This window comes from Dyadobacter frigoris, assembly GCF_005280585.1.
GTDB classification, from domain to species: Bacteria; Bacteroidota; Bacteroidia; order Cytophagales; family Spirosomataceae; genus Dyadobacter; species Dyadobacter frigoris.
This window is the reverse complement of the sequence record NZ_SZVO01000008.1, coordinates 341,343-359,093: the sequence shown is the minus strand read 5'-3', so window position 1 is coordinate 359,093 and position 17,751 is coordinate 341,343. Positions and strand designations below refer to the sequence as shown.

Sequence of the window (17,751 nt, the reverse complement as noted above, 5' to 3'; positions counted from 1 at the left end):
CTATTATTTCATATCTCATCTAAAAAACCAATGCCAAAGTACTTTCATTATATTGACTTACCTTTCTCAACAGCAGCCAGAACACGCATAATATTTCCGCCCCAGATTTTTTCAATGTCTTTGGCTGAATATCCGCGACGAACAAGTTCTTCGGTAATCACACCGATATCGCTTACATCATCCAGACCGATCACTTTTCCTCCACCGTCCAAATCCATACCAATACCAACGTGGTCAACACTTGTAAGCTTGATCACGTGTTCAATATGATCAACCGCATCCTGAATCGTCGGCATATCGGATTCATATTTTTTAGCATTCGCTTTCATTTCCTCAAAAAGCGCTTTTTTATCATCGGCTGACAACTCAGTCTGACGAAGTTTCAGACGTATCGCCTTCATCGACAATTCCTGCTGCATCGAAGGTTTTTTCACAAAACCAGGTACAAAATTGATCTGGATCACACCACCATTTTTCGCCAGTGTTTTGATCATGTCATCCGTCATATTTCTTGGCACATCACACAAAGCACGGCAGGAAGAGTGGGAAGCGATAACCGGAACTTTGGTCAGTTTGATAACATCATAAAATGTAGAATCCGAAACGTGGGAAATATCGACCATCATACCCAAGCGGTTCATTTCTTTCACCACCTGTTCACCAAAAGGACTTAAACCATTCCATTCAGCCCCGTCCGGATCTGTCGAAGAATCGGCGATATCGTTGTTGGCTGAGTGAGAAAGCGTGATGTAACGCAATCCCAGATCATAATATAATTTAAGATTTGCAAGGTCATTATTAACCGGCCATCCGTTTTCCATTCCAATAAAAACAGCTCTTTTCCCTTCTTTCTGCAATCTGTAAGCATCTTTTGGCGTCGTTGCGATTCCGGCCATTTCCGGATGCAGTTTTACAGCTTCATGTATTTTGTCAAATATCGCCAGTGCTTTTTTCTTCGCTTCGGCATTAGCTTCCGGACTACGTTTTCCTTGTCCCAGATAAACAGCAAAGAACATTCCGTCCATTCCGCCTTTTTTCATTCTTGGGAAATCGATCTGGGAACCGTCTTTTGCATAATCATGCTCTACGGAAACATCAAAACCTTCCTTCATCATATTGATCGGCACATCGGCGTGCGTATCAATTGTTAATGACTTTTCATGGATTTTGGCCGCTTTTTCTTTGATCGCATCGGGAGTCGTCTGCGCCTGTGAAAGTAAAGGGAGAGCAAGTAAGAGTAGTAACTTTTTCATAAAATAATTCAACATATAAGAGTGAAAATTTTGCAGTTCTATTCTGCGATTTTCAAATTCACCCTTTTTTCAATAAAAACCCAATTCTTATTTGTCTATTTCATATTTATACCAAAGAATTAATAGATTTCTCCATGATAATCCTCAATTCGTAACAAATGGAATGGCAAAATGTGCGGATCAAGTTCAACATAATTCCACTCGCCTATCCACTCGTAGCGCGCATCCGTGATCAGATCATGTGCTATAAATTTTTCATCATGATTTTTATTGATCATATGAACCGGAACCTGCAACATACCCGACTGCCGGTGATAAGAATCAAGATTGACCACGCAAAGTATTTTATTACCCGCAAAATCATTTTTCAGAAAAGCCAGTATCTGATCATTCTCCAAAAAACAAGTATGCACGTTATTGGTTTTCTGCAAAGCCGGATTTTCTTTTCTTATTTCATTGATAAGCCGAATCAGGTAATTCACCTTCGTATCTTTTTCCCAGTCCCAACGTTTTATTTCAAACTTTTCCGAGTTCCAATACTCTTCTTTTCCCGGAAATGATTCATAAATCAATTGTTCAAAAACCGGCCCGTAAATACCATAACTACCTGATAACGTTGCAGCCAGAAAAAACCGGATCAGCTGTTGTGGTTCATGCCCTGATTGTAAATTAAATGGATTAATATCAGGTGTATTTGTCCAGAAAATGGGTTTGTAAAAATCCTTTTGAGTCGAGTGCGCAAGTTCATTAATATATTGTTCGATTTCATATTTACTGTTTCGCCACATAAAATAAGAATCCGAAAGCGCGAAACCTGATTTGGAGAGCGCATTCATAACCTTTGGGCGCGTAAAAGTACCGGCGTAGAAAATCAGCTCCGGATACTCGTCTGTTACGTTTTTTATCAATTTTTGCCAAAAGTAAAACGGATGTCTTTCCGGCTGTACCACACGAATAATCCGGATTCCCCAGGAAATCCATAGTCGTATTATTTGTTCCAAAGCTTGTGTTACCGCCTCTTCATTATTTTCATCAATTCTGATATTGTAAAAATCAGATTGAACAGAAATTAGCTGACCGGATGAAAAAATTTGTTCTGAACCGTTTTTATCAAACCAATCCGGATATTGAGCCATCCAGGGATGATCCGCAGAAAACTGCAAAGCAAGATCCAGCGCAATTTCAACACCGTGTTTTTCCGCTTCTAAAACAAGATTTTTGAAGTCATCTATATTTCCTAATTCCGGATGAATTGCCTCATGCCCACCATTAAAATTTCCTATCGAAAAGGGTGATCCAGGATCTGTTTCCTCTACCTTTTGACCGCCATTTTTACCTTTTTTATTTTGAAAACCAATGAGATGAATCGGTAGAAAATGAAGGACATCAAAACCTAAACCGGCAATTCGTGGTAAACGTTTTATTACATCTTCAAATGTCCCGTGTTTTCCAAAATCATCAGAAGCCGATCTTGGAAACATGGTATACCAGGAACTGAATTCAAGTTTTTTCCGATAAACCAGTAATGGAAACTCAGCCGTTTCGCCGGACAAACGATTATCCGGATATCGGTTCAGCCATTCTGTAAAACGAAAACTACCGGCGAGTTGCCCTGCCTCATCTTCACGATTTTTATCCTTGAAAAGCCTTACAGCTTCCTTTATAAGTGCCTTATCATCTTTTGAAGCCAATTTGGACATTTGTTCCAAAAGCTTTAAACCTTCCGGAATCAGGTCAGCAATGGGAAGATATTTTTGCAAACGTCGGGTCACCTCTGTTTGCCAGGTTGCGATGAGATCCACCCAGGCAACAATTTTATACACGTACTTTCCTGTTTCCTGAACTTGAAACTGCCCCTCCCACCGGTCGTTACCAGCGGGTTTCATGTAAGTTTTTTGCCAATTTCCTTCTTTGTTTTTATAAAAAATCCTGGCTGCCAAACCTGAATTTCCATGAGTCAAAATATCAGCCTGAATTATTATTGTATCACCCGAAACAGCTTTCACAGCATATTCCCCGTGACCATTTTCCGGAGTGATATTTTCAAAGATTACAAGATTATGATTCAGGTTTGAACTGATATTTACGATTTGATTATCCATTGCAAAAAAATAACTTTTTCCTTTACTGAAAATATTTATAAAAATTAACAATTAAATATCAAATTATGAAGATTTTCAAAAAAGTTTTCCCAAACGCTTTATTCGATTTCAGGTATATTTTCTCTAATGAATTTTACACTGAAAACATTTTCTATTATATCGTCAGGTAAATATTGTGCCGGAATGACTTTGCCTATTAAGTGTATATATTACAATTGTTATAAAATAAATTTGACACATACTCCAAAAAAATTTGACAACTCAGTACAACTATCTTTCGGACGAAGAGTTGATAAAACTCATCTGCCATAATAATGACGAGCTAGCTTTCAGCACGTTATACAGCCGACATGCCCGTCTTTTAGTACACACCGCGATTCGGAAAACCGGTACAAAAACGGTTGCAGAAGATCTGGTGCAGGAAGTATTTTTCAAGTTTTGGCTGGGGAGGCACAAATTCGATATACAAAAAAATGCCCAGGCCTATTTACAGGGAATGTTGAAAAATAATATTATCAGTCATTATTACAAAGAGCAGCGTCAGCAAGTTTTTTCAATTGACGACGTGGAATCTCCAGCCGATGATGTTACCCGTGAAAACCTTGATTACAATCTGCTTAGTGAGCTTTATGAGCAGTCACTTTTAAAACTTCCTGAAAAATGCCGCCAGGTTTTTGTACTTAGCCGTAGAGGTTACAGCCTCAGGGAAATTGCAGCCACGCTTGAAATTTCCGAAAAAACGGTTGAAGCGCATATCAGCAAAGCACTCCGGATTCTTCGCGTTGAAATGAAAGATTATATCGCTTTAATGCTAATCAGCACAGCTTTTATTTAATCAGTTCAATTTTTTAAAAATAAATTCACATTTGAGTAAGGGATAAGTATTGATTTGGGAGACTGTATTGGTAAACCTATTTTAATAAGTGTAAAACTTACACATAAAATGAATTCCAATATCCCTTCTTCCCGGATCTTAAAAAATTACCTGGCTAACGCTTGCAGTGCTGAAGAGCGAGCTGTTGTCGATGCGTGGTATCAAAAACTAAATCTTGATTCCGGCGAAGCATTTTCACAATCGGAAGAATCTGAATTATATCAGCGTATTCAAAATCAGATTTATGAAGAAGAAAGTATTTCAGCAACAAAAAACATGATTCCACTCCACATCCGGACTTTTGCGAGAGCGGCTGCGGCTGTAATTATTTTTTCTCTGGGTTTTCTTTATTTTTTCCAGGCCAACTTAAAAGATAAAAAACTTGCTAAAACCGATGTCGGTTCTTCGCGAATAACTTTTAAAAATGATCAGAAAAAAATAATCCGGTATTCTTTCCCCGACCAAAGTATTGTGTGGCTTCAGCCGGGAGCAAGTGTTTCCCATCCATCAGTTTTTAATTCAGTAAGAAACAGGGAAATCGAATTTCAGGGGGAAGGCTTTTTTGATATAACACACGACAAACTTCATCCTTTCATTGTCAATTGCGGAAAAGTAAAAACCCAGGTGCTGGGAACTACATTCAACATAAAAGCGAATGAAAGTGAATCCACTTTTAAGGTTTCAGTCGTAACCGGCAGCGTTGCCGTTAGCACGCCAGCCAGGGAAAACAAGATTGAAACAGTTATTCTCAAACCAAAAGAACAAGCCGTTTATGAAAAAACGTCACAAAATATGACGGTTAATGTTCTTGAAAGTTCTGTATCAAATAATGAAAACTGGCAATCGGTTTCGCTGGTTTTTGATGAAACTCCAATGAGCGAAGTGGCAGAACGTTTGCAGCTCACTTTCAAAATCAAAATTGAATTCGCCAATCTTAATATCAAAAGATGCCGGTTAAAAGTTGATTTCAACAATCAGCGTTTACCTGAAATACTGGATATGATCGACATTTTATTAGGGACAACATACGAGATTGACGGGAGCAAAATCACGATTAAAGGCGAGGGATGTAAGGGTTAATTAAATAAGTGCACTTTTTAACACACGTATATATGACTTAGATAAATTATCAGATCAAAATTCTTAGTCAAAAAAAATCAGGAGTGGTTGCAACACTCCTGATTGTAAAATGACCAGAAAATCCCAAGAACATGCAGTTCAGAATCAATCGCCTTTCGGCGATTTAAAGGGTCGTTGTTTCCAACACTAATCAATTCTCAGTAAAATTATGAAAAAACATCTTCATCCAAGGCATGGATTGCTATTCAAAATCATGCGGTTAACTTTCTACCAACTCATTTGCGTAGGTCTGCTGTCTGCAATGGCTTATGCGCACAACTCACCGGCTCAGGATCTTCTGAACAAGGGCGTTACAATTCAATTGAAAAATGTCACGCTTCAGGAGGTATTGACAAAACTTGAACAAAAGGCAAAAATACGGTTTGCGTACAGCAGTGACCTTCTTAGCATGGAAAAACAGGTAAACATAGCTGCTGAAAACCAGAAGTTATCCTTCATACTAGACCGGTTGTTAATTCCGATGGGCATAACGTATCGTGTCAATAATGACCAGATTTTATTGTCAAAATCTCAGAAAAAAACTTCCGAAGTAAATTCCGCTGAAAAGCTTTTAGCAGCAATTCCCATAGAAATTAATATTTCAGGAACAGTAAAAGCCGCAGAAAACAGTGAACCGCTTCCAGGCGTAAGTATTATCCTGAAAGGAACACAGCGCGGAACAACAACGGATGTCAACGGAAAATTCCAGCTTGATGTTCCGGATGGAAATGCAACCTTGATACTTTCTTTCGTAGGATATATTTCGGAGGAAATTGTTGTTGGAAACCGTACGACTTTTGATCTATCACTGACAGCAGACACAAAAGCACTGGACGAAGTAGTTGTGGTAGGTTATGGCACGCAAAAAAAATCAACACTGACCGGTGCCGTCGCTTCCATCAAAGGAGGTGATATTGCAGAAACTCCGGTTCCTAATATTTCCAATTCCATGGCCGGAAAAGTGGCCGGCGTAAGTATGCGGCCAAACGGCGGACAACCAGGCTCGGATTCACCAGACATTCACATCAGGGGCATAGGCACCACAGGCAATAACAAACCGCTGATTGTTGTCGACGGAATTATCCGTGACAACATCAACCAGATTGACCCCGCGGCGATTGAAACAATATCCATTTTAAAAGATGCAGCCGCGGTTGCTCCTTACGGTCTGGGTGGTGCTAATGGTGTGGTTTTGATCACAACAAAAAAAGGAAAAACGGGAGCGCCAAGTTTGTCGTTCAGCAGCTATTACGGAACACAGACACCGACTTATTATCCCAAATTATTAACTGCACAGGATTATATGCGGTTAAAAAACGAAGCATATCTGAATGAAAATCCAACAGGAACGCAGCAGCCTTTTGCAAATGATCTGATTGAAAATTATGCCAGCTTAAATGCCAAAGATCCGGATCTGTACCCGATCAGCAATACCAAAAAGCTTGTAAATATGCACGCGCCGATGCAGAATTACAATCTGCAACTAAGTGGTGGAACGGATAAAATCAAGTATTACGCGGGGCTTGGATTTTTACAGCAGAAAGGGATGTTTGATCCTGTGAAATACACCCGCTACAACTATAACCTGAATCTGGAAGCGCAGGCGACCAAAACTACAACGGTTTCTCTGGCGTTGATCGGTTCAATTGAAAATACAAAATCAGTTGATGACGCCGTCTCCGCAACGAACCTTTTCCGTAACGGGTTTAAATATATTCCGATCCGAAGCCTTTATTACAGCAATGGCTTGTGGGGAGAATTTGCAGGAAACTCGCCGGTTGGCGTATTAAATGCCGGTTATTTGAAAAATACAAACAACACATTACTTACTACAATCGCGATTGAGCAAAAACTTCCTTTTGTAAAAGGTTTGAGCGTAAAAGGCACTTTCAGCTATGACCCAAATCAGCGTACAACAAAAGGATGGCATACGCCTTTTTATTATTACACTCAAAATACTAACGTAACACCTTATACCTACAATAAAGAAATTTCTACTTCTGAAGGCGGCGCTCCGTCTTTTACTTATTTGAGACAGGAATATAAAAAAAACCAGACTTTCAGCTACCAGGCTTATCTGAACTACCATAATTCTTTTGGTAAACATGATTTTACTGGTTTGCTGGTAGCGGAGGCCCGAAACAATACCTACGAAATTTTCGCTGCACGACGGAATAATTACGCCATCAATGTAGATGAACTTGACATGGGAAGTTCCAACAAAAACGATTTCGACAATTCTGGAACTTCATCAACCGGAAGCCAGATCGGTTATGTTTACAGACTTGGTTATGCTTATGCCGGGAAATATTTATTTGAAGCATCCGGGCGTTATGACGGCCATTATTATTTCGCTCCGGGAAAACGCTACGGTTATTTCCCTGCTTTTTCTGTCGGCTGGGTTTTATCAGAAGAAGATTTTATCAAGAAAAATCTGCCAATGGTCGACAACCTGAAACTGAGAGGATCATGGGGAAAATCGGGGAATCTTGCAGGAACCGCATTTCAATATCTGACCGGATACAATTTGTACGGAAATGCCTATGCACTCGGCACGGGTTCGATGGTTCAAGGTTCTTACATTCCTAACGAAGCCAATAAAAACATTACCTGGGAAATTTCTACCAAAACAGATATCGGTTTTGAAGCTTCTTTATGGAGAGGTTTGTTGAATGTTGAAGTCGATTATTTTCATGAAAAAAGAACAGGTATGCTCTTACCGCCGGCAGTAAGTGTGCCGGTAGAATATGGTCTGGGACTGGCCGATGAAAACGCCGGAATTATGACTAACGGAGGATTTGAGTTAAGTCTGGGTACCACGCACAAATTTGCAAACGGATTAAAACTTGGTTTCAACGGAAACATGAGTTATTCCAAAAACAAAATGGTCCAGATTTTTGAAACCGCTGCTACCCATAACAATCCAAACCGCAGCAGAACCGGCCGACCTTTTGGAACACCCTTTGGATATCATGCTCTTGGATTATTTGGCACGGCGGATGACAAAAATGATGATGGCGTTATCGACAGCAAGGATGGCTACAATGTGGCACAATTTGGTACACTGCATCCTGGCGATATTCGCTATGCCGATTTGAGCGGTCCGGACGGAAAACCGGATGGTAAAATTGATGCCAATGACCAGACCGTTATCGGAAAACCTGTATATCCATTTTTAAGCTATGGGATAACGCCAACAGCCAACTGGAAAGGTTTTGATGTAAGTCTGTTTTTCCAGGGATCTTCGATGGCAAGTCTTGATATCCGTCAGTTCCAGACGATTCCCTTCAATAATAATAACAGTAATTCCAGCTACGAATATTTCGATAACCACTGGACGCCGACAACACAGGGTGCCCGATATCCGAGAGCGACGCAGGCACCTTACGCAAATAATACACAGGATTCAGATTTCTGGTGGGCAAGCACAGCCCATATTCGTTTAAAAACAGCGATTATTGGTTATACTCTGCCAAAAAGTGTGATGCGTTCTTTGAAAATTCAGTCGGTAAGAATTTATGCTTCGGGACAAAATCTGTTCACTTTAAGCAAGTTAAAATTCATGGATCCGGAAGTGGGTTACACCGATCGTGAAACTGCTTATCCCAACCAGAAGGTATATGTACTTGGTTTAAATGTCACTTTCTGATTTTATTTTCCTGTAAATAAACGAATTATGAAAAATACTAAAAAGATCATTTTTACGATGCTGCTCGGGCTTGGCCTTTATACAACATCCTGTAATGACGATTTTCTTGAAAACGATATCAAGAGCCAGCTAACAGATGCAACACAATGGGAATCAGAGGGGAATGCAGATATTTTCCTGAATGATATTTACCATGATCTTTCCAACAAATGGAATTCACCGGAAAATCTTGACAATTTTACGGATGATAATGATGCCGGATTTTATTGGCGGTCATATAGTTGGAAACAGGGAATTGTTGATCCCTCAGTAAATCAGGGATCGCCGATGGACCAGGAATATAATACGGCGGTTATTACCAATTCCACCAACCACGCAACGGATTATGCTACCTGGGGCGCAGCTTTTTATAAAATTAGAAAGTGTAATTTGTTCCTGGAAAAAGTAGCTGAAAACTCGGCTAATTTTTCTGCGGCTTATCTAAAACAGCGCGTGGATGAGGTCAAATTTTTGAGAGCCTATCTTTACAGCGAGTTATGGATGCATATCGGCGGCTTGCCCATTATTACAAAAACGCTTGACAGGGCGACGATGACTCCTGCTGAATTGTATACCAAACGCAGTACGTTTGAGGAGACTTTTAAATTTATCACCTCCGAACTTGACGCAATTGTCAACAATAAAGCATTACCAATTAAATTCAATAATGGCGATGCAAATGCAGGAAGAGCTACTTTGGGTGCAGCTTTGGCGTTGAAAGGATGGCTGGAGTTATATGCGGCAAGTCCCGCGTTTAATGCAGCAACCCCTGCTGTGGGGTCTGATCCAAATAAAATGGCAAGTTTTGGAAACTATGATCCCGATCGCTGGAAAAAAGCGGCTGCTACCAACAAACAATTTATGGATACGTACGGTGGCACTTACGGTTTGTTCCCCGACATTTCCGCTTTGTGGTGGGAGAAAAACGAATATAATTCAGAGATTATCTGGGACAGACAAATCGTTGCTGTCATTATGGGTTCAAATTATGAACAATATGGCGGTCCGGTTTGGATTGACGGCGTTTACTATACCTGGGGAAATTACGATCCCACGCAGGAACTTATTGATCAGTTTAGTATGGCAAATGGTAAACCGATTTCAGATCCGACTTCCGGCTACGATCCACAAAACCCTTACGTGAATCGTGAAAAACGTTTTTATGATTTTATCGTGTATGACGGCGTTCCATACAAACAAGACTGGATGGCTAAAACAGATACTATTTATACGAGAATTGACAAAGTAAAACCATCCAAAAACCAGATTGATTTCGGTACAGATGATGTTGGAAATACCGGCTATTATTTCAAAAAGAAAATCAATCCGTTGAAGCCCAGAGGTGGTGCATCAAGTGGACAAAACTATATTTATTACCGTTATGCCGAGGTTTTACTAAATTATGCAGAGGCCCAAAATGAGGCATCCGGTGCAGATGCATCAGTTTATGCTGCGATCAATGCGATCAGAAAACGCTCAAATTTGCCTGAACTTCCCACGGGACTAACTCAGGAAACCATGCGCACTGCTATTCACAGGGAACGCCGTGTTGAACTTTGTTTTGAAGCAAAAAGATTCTACGACATCATCCGCTGGGTTATTGCTGAAGATGTTATGAATAAAGATTTGCACGGCATGAAAATTACAAATTCATCGCCGTCTGATAACAAAGGAAAATGGATTTATGAAGTAGTAGGACTTAATCATCCGCATGTTTTTCATAAAAAAATGTATATCAATCCGGTTCCACAGGCGGTTCGTGACCAGAATAAAGAGATAGTCCAAAATCCGGGTTATCAGTAAGATTTAATTTGACTTTTTGAATGCTTTACAAATCAGTTTTACCTGATTTGTAAAGCATTTTTTGTTAAAAAAAGAGCGAATCTTAATAATCGGACCATGAATTAAAGAAGGTTTTGTGAAAACACAAACCACGGATAGGAAGATGAAGGGCGAAAAAAAAGATGCAGTGGTTGTAGTTCCAATTTTATGTTCCCGAGATTCAAAACTGACAAGGGTTAAACAAATATTGATTTGCGATAACAATCGGGGAATCAGAACTGGCCGGATCTTTGAATATGTATATGAGACAAAAAATGACCTAAGAAACAAACTAAAGAATTTCTCGGGTGCATTAGTTGTTCGAGATATTTTTTGTTCCATATTTTTATTGCTTTTTGTCTTCAAAATATACTCAACCTCTTGCTACGTTATGAAAAATCTATCCATAATATTCTTCCTGTTCTTTTCCAATTTACTTTTTGCACAATCAAAACAAAATCGATTCAATTTTGGTATTATAGGCGGTGCGCAGATTATTGGAAACCTTCAAATATGAATCACTGACTACTACAAAAGGCGCTATTTTCGGGATTGATGCCAGTTATACTCTTATACCAAAAAAATCAGGTCTTTCAATTCACATTCAACCGAATTGGAGTAATTACAAACGGACAAACAAAGATCATGGCAACACCTACACTTACCGCTTGCAGGCAATTAATCTTCCAATCCTTTTGAGATATACATTTACGTCCGGCAAAATCCGTCCTTTTGCAGAAGCTGAGCTCAATATCCGGTACAGAACAGACTTTAAAGTTAAGAATAAAGGTTACTTATGTGAGTTATATGGATGTGCCAACGGAGAAAAAACGATTGATCTTCAACCTCAAACGACTCAGGATATCGTTGGTATTGTGGCCGGTGCCGGTGTGGAATTTGAAGTTGGAAAAATTGTGATTCCAATTACAATTCGTCTCAATGAAGGCATTGGAACCTACAAAATGAAAGAGCTAAGAGAGGATTCTTATTACTATTATGACATTAAAACGAGCAATATCCAGATTACTACCGGGATTACTTTTTAGTGAAAATTTGCGTTATCTGGCAGGAAAAAGGAGGCTCCGAAGGAGCCTTGCTAATCGAATAGCTATCAATCTCTATAAACAGAATCTATGTAGATGAGATCCGGGCTGTTTCAATTTCTTTTTACAATTCGAAAATCTTTTCTAATAATGCCAATGCATATTAACATGAGCTTAATATTACTACGCATTGGCACTGTATCATTTTCAAATTAAAGGCTCTTATTTTTGCAATTCAATATTAAAAAGTTATTCCGCCGAAGGTTCGCTCCTTTTTGCAAATTCAGCATCTATTAAATAAGCACCTTTTACTACCAGCTGTTGTCCATCCAGGTTTTTATCAATAATAATTTCTACAAGATCCTCTTTTGACGCACTGCCGATCTGAACGGGAATCCGATGAAATTCTTTTGATTTTTCTTCAATATAAATAAAACCAGTTGCACCTTTTCTCACAATCGCGGCTGCCGGAACCATGATGGCCGGACGGTTTCCTGTCTGTATTTTGGCATTTACATAAGCACCAGGAACAAGCTTGGCCTCCTGTTTTCTATCGTTGATATGTGCATGGACATTCAATGTTCTGGTCTCTCCTTCCAGTACTTTTCCAACCATCAAAACATAGGCCTGAACAGGTTTCGAGCCATCATTTAATTGTACGATAACCACCTGGTCTTTCTTTATTTTTGAAGCGTCCTGTTCAAAAACAGTCAATGAAATATGCATATCACTTTTGTCGGCCACTTCAAAAATCGGCTGTCCAGCCGCCACTTCTTTTCCCAGATTCACATCAGCAGCAGTGATATAACCATTCACCGATGAAACAATACGGACAGCCGGCGTGATTCCTTTTGTATTCAGCGTTGCTACCGAAAGACCCAGAATTTTCAATTTTGCTTCCAGTGATTGTAACAATGCTTTTGTAGAGCGCTGATTTGCCTGTGCCAGTTCGAAATTCTTTCTTGCACCAACATTTTCCGTACTTAAAGTGCGCTGACGTTCCAATTCTTTTTCCTGGTAAGTAAACTGACTTGCATTTTGAAGATAATCCTGCTGCAACTGAATGAATTCAAAACTTTCAAGCGTCGCCAAAAGCTCACCTTTTTGAACGGCCTGACCGGGAATTCCTTTCATGTAACTAATTTTCCCACTTACCGGCAAACTTAAAGTAGCCTGATTTTCCGGAGGAAGTTCTACAATTCCGTTAGCCTTTACTTCGTCACTAACTGTTTCAGTTTTTACTTGTCCAAGCCGAATTCCAATAGACGAATATTGCTGTTGGTTTAAGGTAATCTGGTCTATTTGAGAAGTATCTACGACTGTTTTCTTCTTTTCAACTTCCGCCTCTTCGGTTTTAGTTTCACAGGAAATTCCTGCAAAACAGATAGAAGAAATTAATCCTGTATACAGAAGTCCTTTACGGGTAATATTTTTTAATGTTTTCATTTTACGCGTGAATAACTGTGGTTTATTTATTGACCAACAATGCCTTATATTAATTTATAATTATTTCCCCTCTCCGGTTATTTCTTCAATTCTGATCAGATTGAAATCATAATCCAGCACATTGATCAGATATTCTTCCTGTAATTGATAAGCTTGCTGAATGGCTGCGAAAAATTCGAGATAGCCTATTTCTCCACCTTTAAAAGTAGACAAAGCTGTCTGTCTTATCAAATCGGCTTGCGGAAGTGCGTGCTCTTCATAATATTTTAAAGTTGCCGCCAGGTTTCGCTGCCGGGTTTCCATCATGTCCAGTTCTGTGCTAAGCTGTTCCTTGGCAGAAGCAAGCTGCGTCTCATTAACCTGCTCCTGAATTTTCGCAGATTGAATTTTCGCTCTTTGTGCTTTGGTGAAAATATGGAAGGACAACCCCGCATGAAGTATATTGTAATTGTACGTTTTTTCAATCGACTGATTAGCAAAACCAATGCGCCAGTCGGGTAAAGTATTGCGCTGTTCCAACCGTGTCTGAATCTGACTGTTGGTAATGTTTTGCTGCAAAATGTTCAGAAACGGATTGAGATCCGTATTTAAATCCGGCGTAATCAAACGAGCTGAAATATTTTTAAAAACCGTATTGGTATCAATAGAAATGGTATCGCGTGTATGAAGCAAAAGCCGCAGCGAAGCATAGTGAATCTGCTGTTCCCGCTGAGAACTTCTCATGCGCTGCAAAAGATTCTGATATCTGCTTTCGGCAGTAACCTGTTCAAGACGATTGGTTTCTCCGGTTTTAAAGCGGACATCCGCAGCATGGGCTGACTGCTGGTAAAGTTCACTTTGCTCACGAAGAAAATTTAGTAACTTCTGATCATAAACCAATTGATAGTAAGCACGTTTCACTTCATTAGCCAGTCGCCATTTATCCGCTCCTAACTGATTTCTTGCACTTTGAACATTTCCTTCTGCAAGCTTTTTCTGAGTTTTGTAAACACTGACCGGCGCAAAGGACTGAATTGCAGTAGCTGTATAATCAATCGGCCTCGCCTGTGTTTGTCCATATTGAACATCGACATCCGTTTTGGCGGGGTTAAAAGAAGCACCAACCAGAGCCTGTTGCCTGTTGATAATCAGTTCGCCGGATTTCACCAATAAGTTCTGGCTTGTGGCTTCCTGAACCGCCTGATCCATAGAAATAATTCGCTGAGCCTGTGTTGGAGTTTTGATAAAAAAGAAACAAACTGCAAGCATTCCAGTGATAATAACGGGACTCAATTTCCTTCTTTTTGCAACCCTTTCTTTTACCAAACTGTACAAAACAGGAAGTACAATTAACGTTAGTAAAGTTGCTGTAATCAAACCGCCTATAACAACGGTTGCCAAAGGCCGCTGCACCTCCGCTCCTGCCGAAGTTGATAATGCCATTGGCAAAAATCCTAATGAAGCAACGCCCGCTGTCATAATCACAGGACGGAAACGTGCTTTTACACCGGCAATAATCCGTTCACGAAGAGAGCCAATTCCTTCTTTTTCAAGCTGATCAAAATAACTGATCAGTACAATTCCATTTAAAACTGCCACTCCAAAAAGGGCGATAAAACCAACACCCGCAGAAATACTGAACGGCATATCCCGAACCCACAAAGCCCAGATTCCACCGATAGCAGAAAGTGGAACGGCCGTGAAAATAATCAGTGCTTCGGTTAACCTTTTGAAGGTAAAATAGAGCAGCACAAAAATCAGCAGCAGAGAAATCGGGACTGCAATTGAAAGTCGCTGACGTGCCTGCTGAAGATTTTCGAACTGACCTCCGTAGGAATAATAATAACCCGGCGTCAGTACTACGCCTTTTTCAATTTTTGCTCTGATATCATTTACAACACTTTCAACATCACGGTTTAAAACATTGATTCCTATTGTAATTCTACGTTTAGTATTGTCACGGGAAATCTGTGCAGGTGCTTCTTCGTAGGTGATATCAGCAAGTTCGCCAAGCGGAACGGAAGCGCCGTTTGGAACCGTAACATATAAATTTCTGATATCTTTCAAATCCGTCCGATGCAAAGTATCGAGACGAATAACGAGATCAAATCGCCGTTCTCCTTCAAAAACAACACCGGCAGTTTCTCCCGCAAAAGAAGTTTTTATAAGCTGATTAATAGACGAAACATCCAAACCATATTGGGCAAGGCGATCCCGATGATAAGACGCTTTAATTTGAGGCAAACCAACAATCGGTTCAACACGGCAACTGGCAACACCAGCAATTGGCTGAATTAATGCGGCACAATCATTAGCATGTTCAAATAACTTGTTCAGATCATCACCATAAATTTTTACAACAACATCGGAACGCGCGCCGGTAATCATTTCATTGGAACGCATCTGGATCGGCTGGGTAAATTCTGCCATTACTCCCGGTACTTCTCTTTCCAGAACCTTATTCATTTTCTCAGAAAGTTCCTCGCGGGTATGCGCAGAAGTCCATTCCGAACGATCTTTCAGATTGATCATTTGATCCGTCATTTCTACCGGCATTGGATCTGTTGGCACTTCTGACGCGCCAATCCGGCCAACAATCTGACGGATTTCAGGAAAATTTTTCAATAAAGCACGTTCAGCTTTTAGCGATGCCTGAATAGTTTCTGTTAATGAAGTCCCGGTTGGCATCCGCAAATCGATGGCAATATCACCTTCATCAAGCTGCGGAATAAATTCGCCTCCCAAAGCACCAAAAAGTATCACACTTCCTACTAGTAAAGCCAGCGAAGCACCAACGATGGCTTTTCTATAAGACAAAGCGCCCTGAATCAATGGCTGGTAAAAGCTATATAATTTGTTGACAAGACGATCCGAGAAATTCTTTTCATTATTGATTTTTGAAGAAAGAAATAATGAAGAAGCCATCGGAACATAGGTGAATGAAAGAATCAGCGCACCCAAAATCGCGAAACTTACCGCCAGTGCCATTGGTTGAAACATTTTCCCTTCAATACCGGAAAGTGAGAGAATCGGAAGATAAACGATGAGGATAATGACTTGTCCGAAAACCGCAGAAGTAAGAATTTTTGAAGCATTAACCTGAACGGTATCATCCATTTGCTTTTGAGAAAGCTTATCTCCCGTTTTGAAATGCGTTTGTAAATAATGCATTACACCTTCCACAACGATCACGGAACCATCCACCAAAAGCCCAAAATCAATTGCACCCAGACTCATTAAATTCGCCGAAACACCAAAAGTGTGCATCATTCCAAACGTAAAGAGCATAGAAAGCGGAATTACGGAAGCCACGATAAGGCCAGCTCTTAAACTTCCGAGAAGAAGTACTAAAACGAAAACAACGATAAGTCCGCCTTCAAGCAGGTTGTTGCGAACGGTTTTGATCGCCTTATCAATTAGTTTTGCCCTGTCAATAAACGATTCGATTTTGACACCTTCCGGCAAAGATGTCTGTATCCTCGTCATTCTTTCCTTGATCGCTTTTACAGTCCGGTCGGCATCCGCGCCCTTCAGCATCAACACCACAGCACCAACCGCCTCACTTTTCCCGTCACGCGTCATGGCACCATAACGTACCGCATGACCAAACTGGACAGTCGCCACATTGCTGACTTTTAAGGGAACGCCATTGATAGTTTTGATAACAATATTACCGATATCATCCAGACTTTTAACTGTTCCTTCACCTCGAATAAAGTAAGACTGGCTATCTTTTTCAAGATAACTCCCACCTGTATTGCTGTTATTTTTTTCTACCGCTGTAAATACATCTCCAATGGCAACACCCGCAGCCCGGAGTTTTTCAGGATTGATACTCACCTCATATTCTTTAACATAACCACCAAAACTGCTAACTTCAACTACGCCCGGAATTCCGGTAAGTTGTCGTTTTACAATCCAGTCCTGCATGGTCCGGAGCTCGGAAAGATCGTAGCGATTTTCGTAACCTGGCTGAGGGACAAGTGTATATTGGTAGATCTCACCAAGTCCTGTTGTTATCGGTGCCAAATAAGGAGATCCAAATTCCTTGGGAATATCCTGAGCGGCCAGAGAAATTTGCTCGCCCACGAGCTGCCGGGCTTTGAGAATATCCATTTTGTCATTAAAAACAACCGTGATGACAGATAATCCCAACCTGGAAACAGAACGAATTTCCTGCACGCCCTGCACATTCGTAAGACTGAGCTCTATCGGCGCCGTAATATATTGCTCCACTTCCTGTGCGGCAAGTGCGGGCGTTTGTGTCAAAACCACAACCTGGTTGGTGGTAATATCGGGAACGGCATCAATCGGAAGTTTTGAAAGCGCGTAAATTCCCCAACTGATGAGGCCCAAAATCATCAGGCCAACAATCAATTTGTTCCGTATACTAAAACGGATTATTGAATCAAACATAAAAATTGGT

General features: G+C 40.3%; 9 protein-coding genes. 5 read left to right on the top strand and 4 right to left on the bottom strand.

Annotated features, from left to right (window positions below; translation table 11 throughout):
- Positions 1 to 47: 47 nt before the first annotated feature.
- Together FDK13_RS18700 and FDK13_RS18695 are read right to left on the bottom strand one after the other, a co-directional pair.
- A complete protein-coding gene (locus FDK13_RS18700; RefSeq protein WP_137341532.1) occupies positions 48 to 1,253 on the bottom strand; it encodes a dipeptidase in 1,206 nt (401 codons plus the stop codon).
- 119 nt (positions 1,254 to 1,372) lie between these two features.
- Positions 1,373 to 3,355: a maltotransferase domain-containing protein gene (locus tag FDK13_RS18695; RefSeq protein WP_137341531.1), complete on the bottom strand. Its 1,983-nt coding sequence runs from the start codon at positions 3,353 to 3,355 to the stop codon at positions 1,373 to 1,375.
- 253 nt (positions 3,356 to 3,608) lie between these two features.
- Between FDK13_RS18695 and FDK13_RS18690 the strand changes: the two genes are divergently transcribed.
- From FDK13_RS18690 to FDK13_RS18670, 5 genes are all read left to right on the top strand, one after another.
- A complete protein-coding gene (locus FDK13_RS18690; protein ID WP_170982837.1) occupies positions 3,609 to 4,190 on the top strand; it encodes an RNA polymerase sigma factor in 582 nt (193 codons plus the stop codon).
- Positions 4,191 to 4,298: 108 nt separating this feature from the next.
- Positions 4,299 to 5,309, top strand: coding sequence for a FecR family protein (locus FDK13_RS18685; RefSeq protein ID WP_137341529.1), 1,011 nt, complete (start codon positions 4,299 to 4,301; stop codon positions 5,307 to 5,309).
- Positions 5,310 to 5,517: 208 nt separating this feature from the next.
- Positions 5,518 to 8,997, top strand: a complete 3,480-nt coding sequence (locus FDK13_RS18680) for a TonB-dependent receptor (protein WP_229216100.1) — start codon at positions 5,518 to 5,520, stop codon at positions 8,995 to 8,997.
- Positions 8,998 to 9,024: 27 nt separating this feature from the next.
- The gene (locus FDK13_RS18675; protein ID WP_137341528.1) at positions 9,025 to 10,839 is read left to right on the top strand and encodes a RagB/SusD family nutrient uptake outer membrane protein; all 1,815 of its coding nucleotides are present in this window, start codon (positions 9,025 to 9,027) and stop codon (positions 10,837 to 10,839) included.
- A 503-nt stretch (positions 10,840 to 11,342) separates the two neighbouring features.
- On the top strand, positions 11,343 to 11,903 hold the full coding sequence (locus FDK13_RS18670; protein WP_137341527.1) for an outer membrane beta-barrel protein: 561 nt from the start codon (positions 11,343 to 11,345) through the stop codon (positions 11,901 to 11,903).
- Positions 11,904 to 12,149: 246 nt separating this feature from the next.
- Here FDK13_RS18670 and FDK13_RS18665 read toward each other — a convergent pair whose 3' ends face one another.
- Positions 12,150 to 13,346 carry an efflux RND transporter periplasmic adaptor subunit gene (locus tag FDK13_RS18665; RefSeq protein WP_137341526.1) on the bottom strand — a complete coding sequence of 399 codons (1,197 nt, stop codon included), beginning with the start codon at positions 13,344 to 13,346 and terminating at the stop codon, positions 12,150 to 12,152.
- Between the two features lie 60 nt (positions 13,347 to 13,406).
- Positions 13,407 to 17,741 carry a CusA/CzcA family heavy metal efflux RND transporter gene (locus tag FDK13_RS18660; protein WP_137341525.1) on the bottom strand — a complete coding sequence of 1,445 codons (4,335 nt, stop codon included), beginning with the start codon at positions 17,739 to 17,741 and terminating at the stop codon, positions 13,407 to 13,409.
- Positions 17,742 to 17,751 lie beyond the last annotated feature (10 nt).

Coding starts and splice junctions, on each gene's coding strand:
- FDK13_RS18700 (WP_137341532.1), bottom strand. CDS start 1,253: ATGAAAAAGTTACTACTCTTACTTGCTCTCCCTTTACTTTCACAGGCG.
- FDK13_RS18695 (WP_137341531.1), bottom strand. CDS start 3,355: ATGGATAATCAAATCGTAAATATCAGTTCAAACCTGAATCATAATCTT.
- FDK13_RS18685 (WP_137341529.1), top strand. CDS start 4,299: ATGAATTCCAATATCCCTTCTTCCCGGATCTTAAAAAATTACCTGGCT.
- FDK13_RS18680 (WP_229216100.1), top strand. CDS start 5,518: ATGAAAAAACATCTTCATCCAAGGCATGGATTGCTATTCAAAATCATG.
- FDK13_RS18675 (WP_137341528.1), top strand. CDS start 9,025: ATGAAAAATACTAAAAAGATCATTTTTACGATGCTGCTCGGGCTTGGC.
- FDK13_RS18665 (WP_137341526.1), bottom strand. CDS start 13,346: ATGAAAACATTAAAAAATATTACCCGTAAAGGACTTCTGTATACAGGA.
- FDK13_RS18660 (WP_137341525.1), bottom strand. CDS start 17,741: ATGTTTGATTCAATAATCCGTTTTAGTATACGGAACAAATTGATTGTT.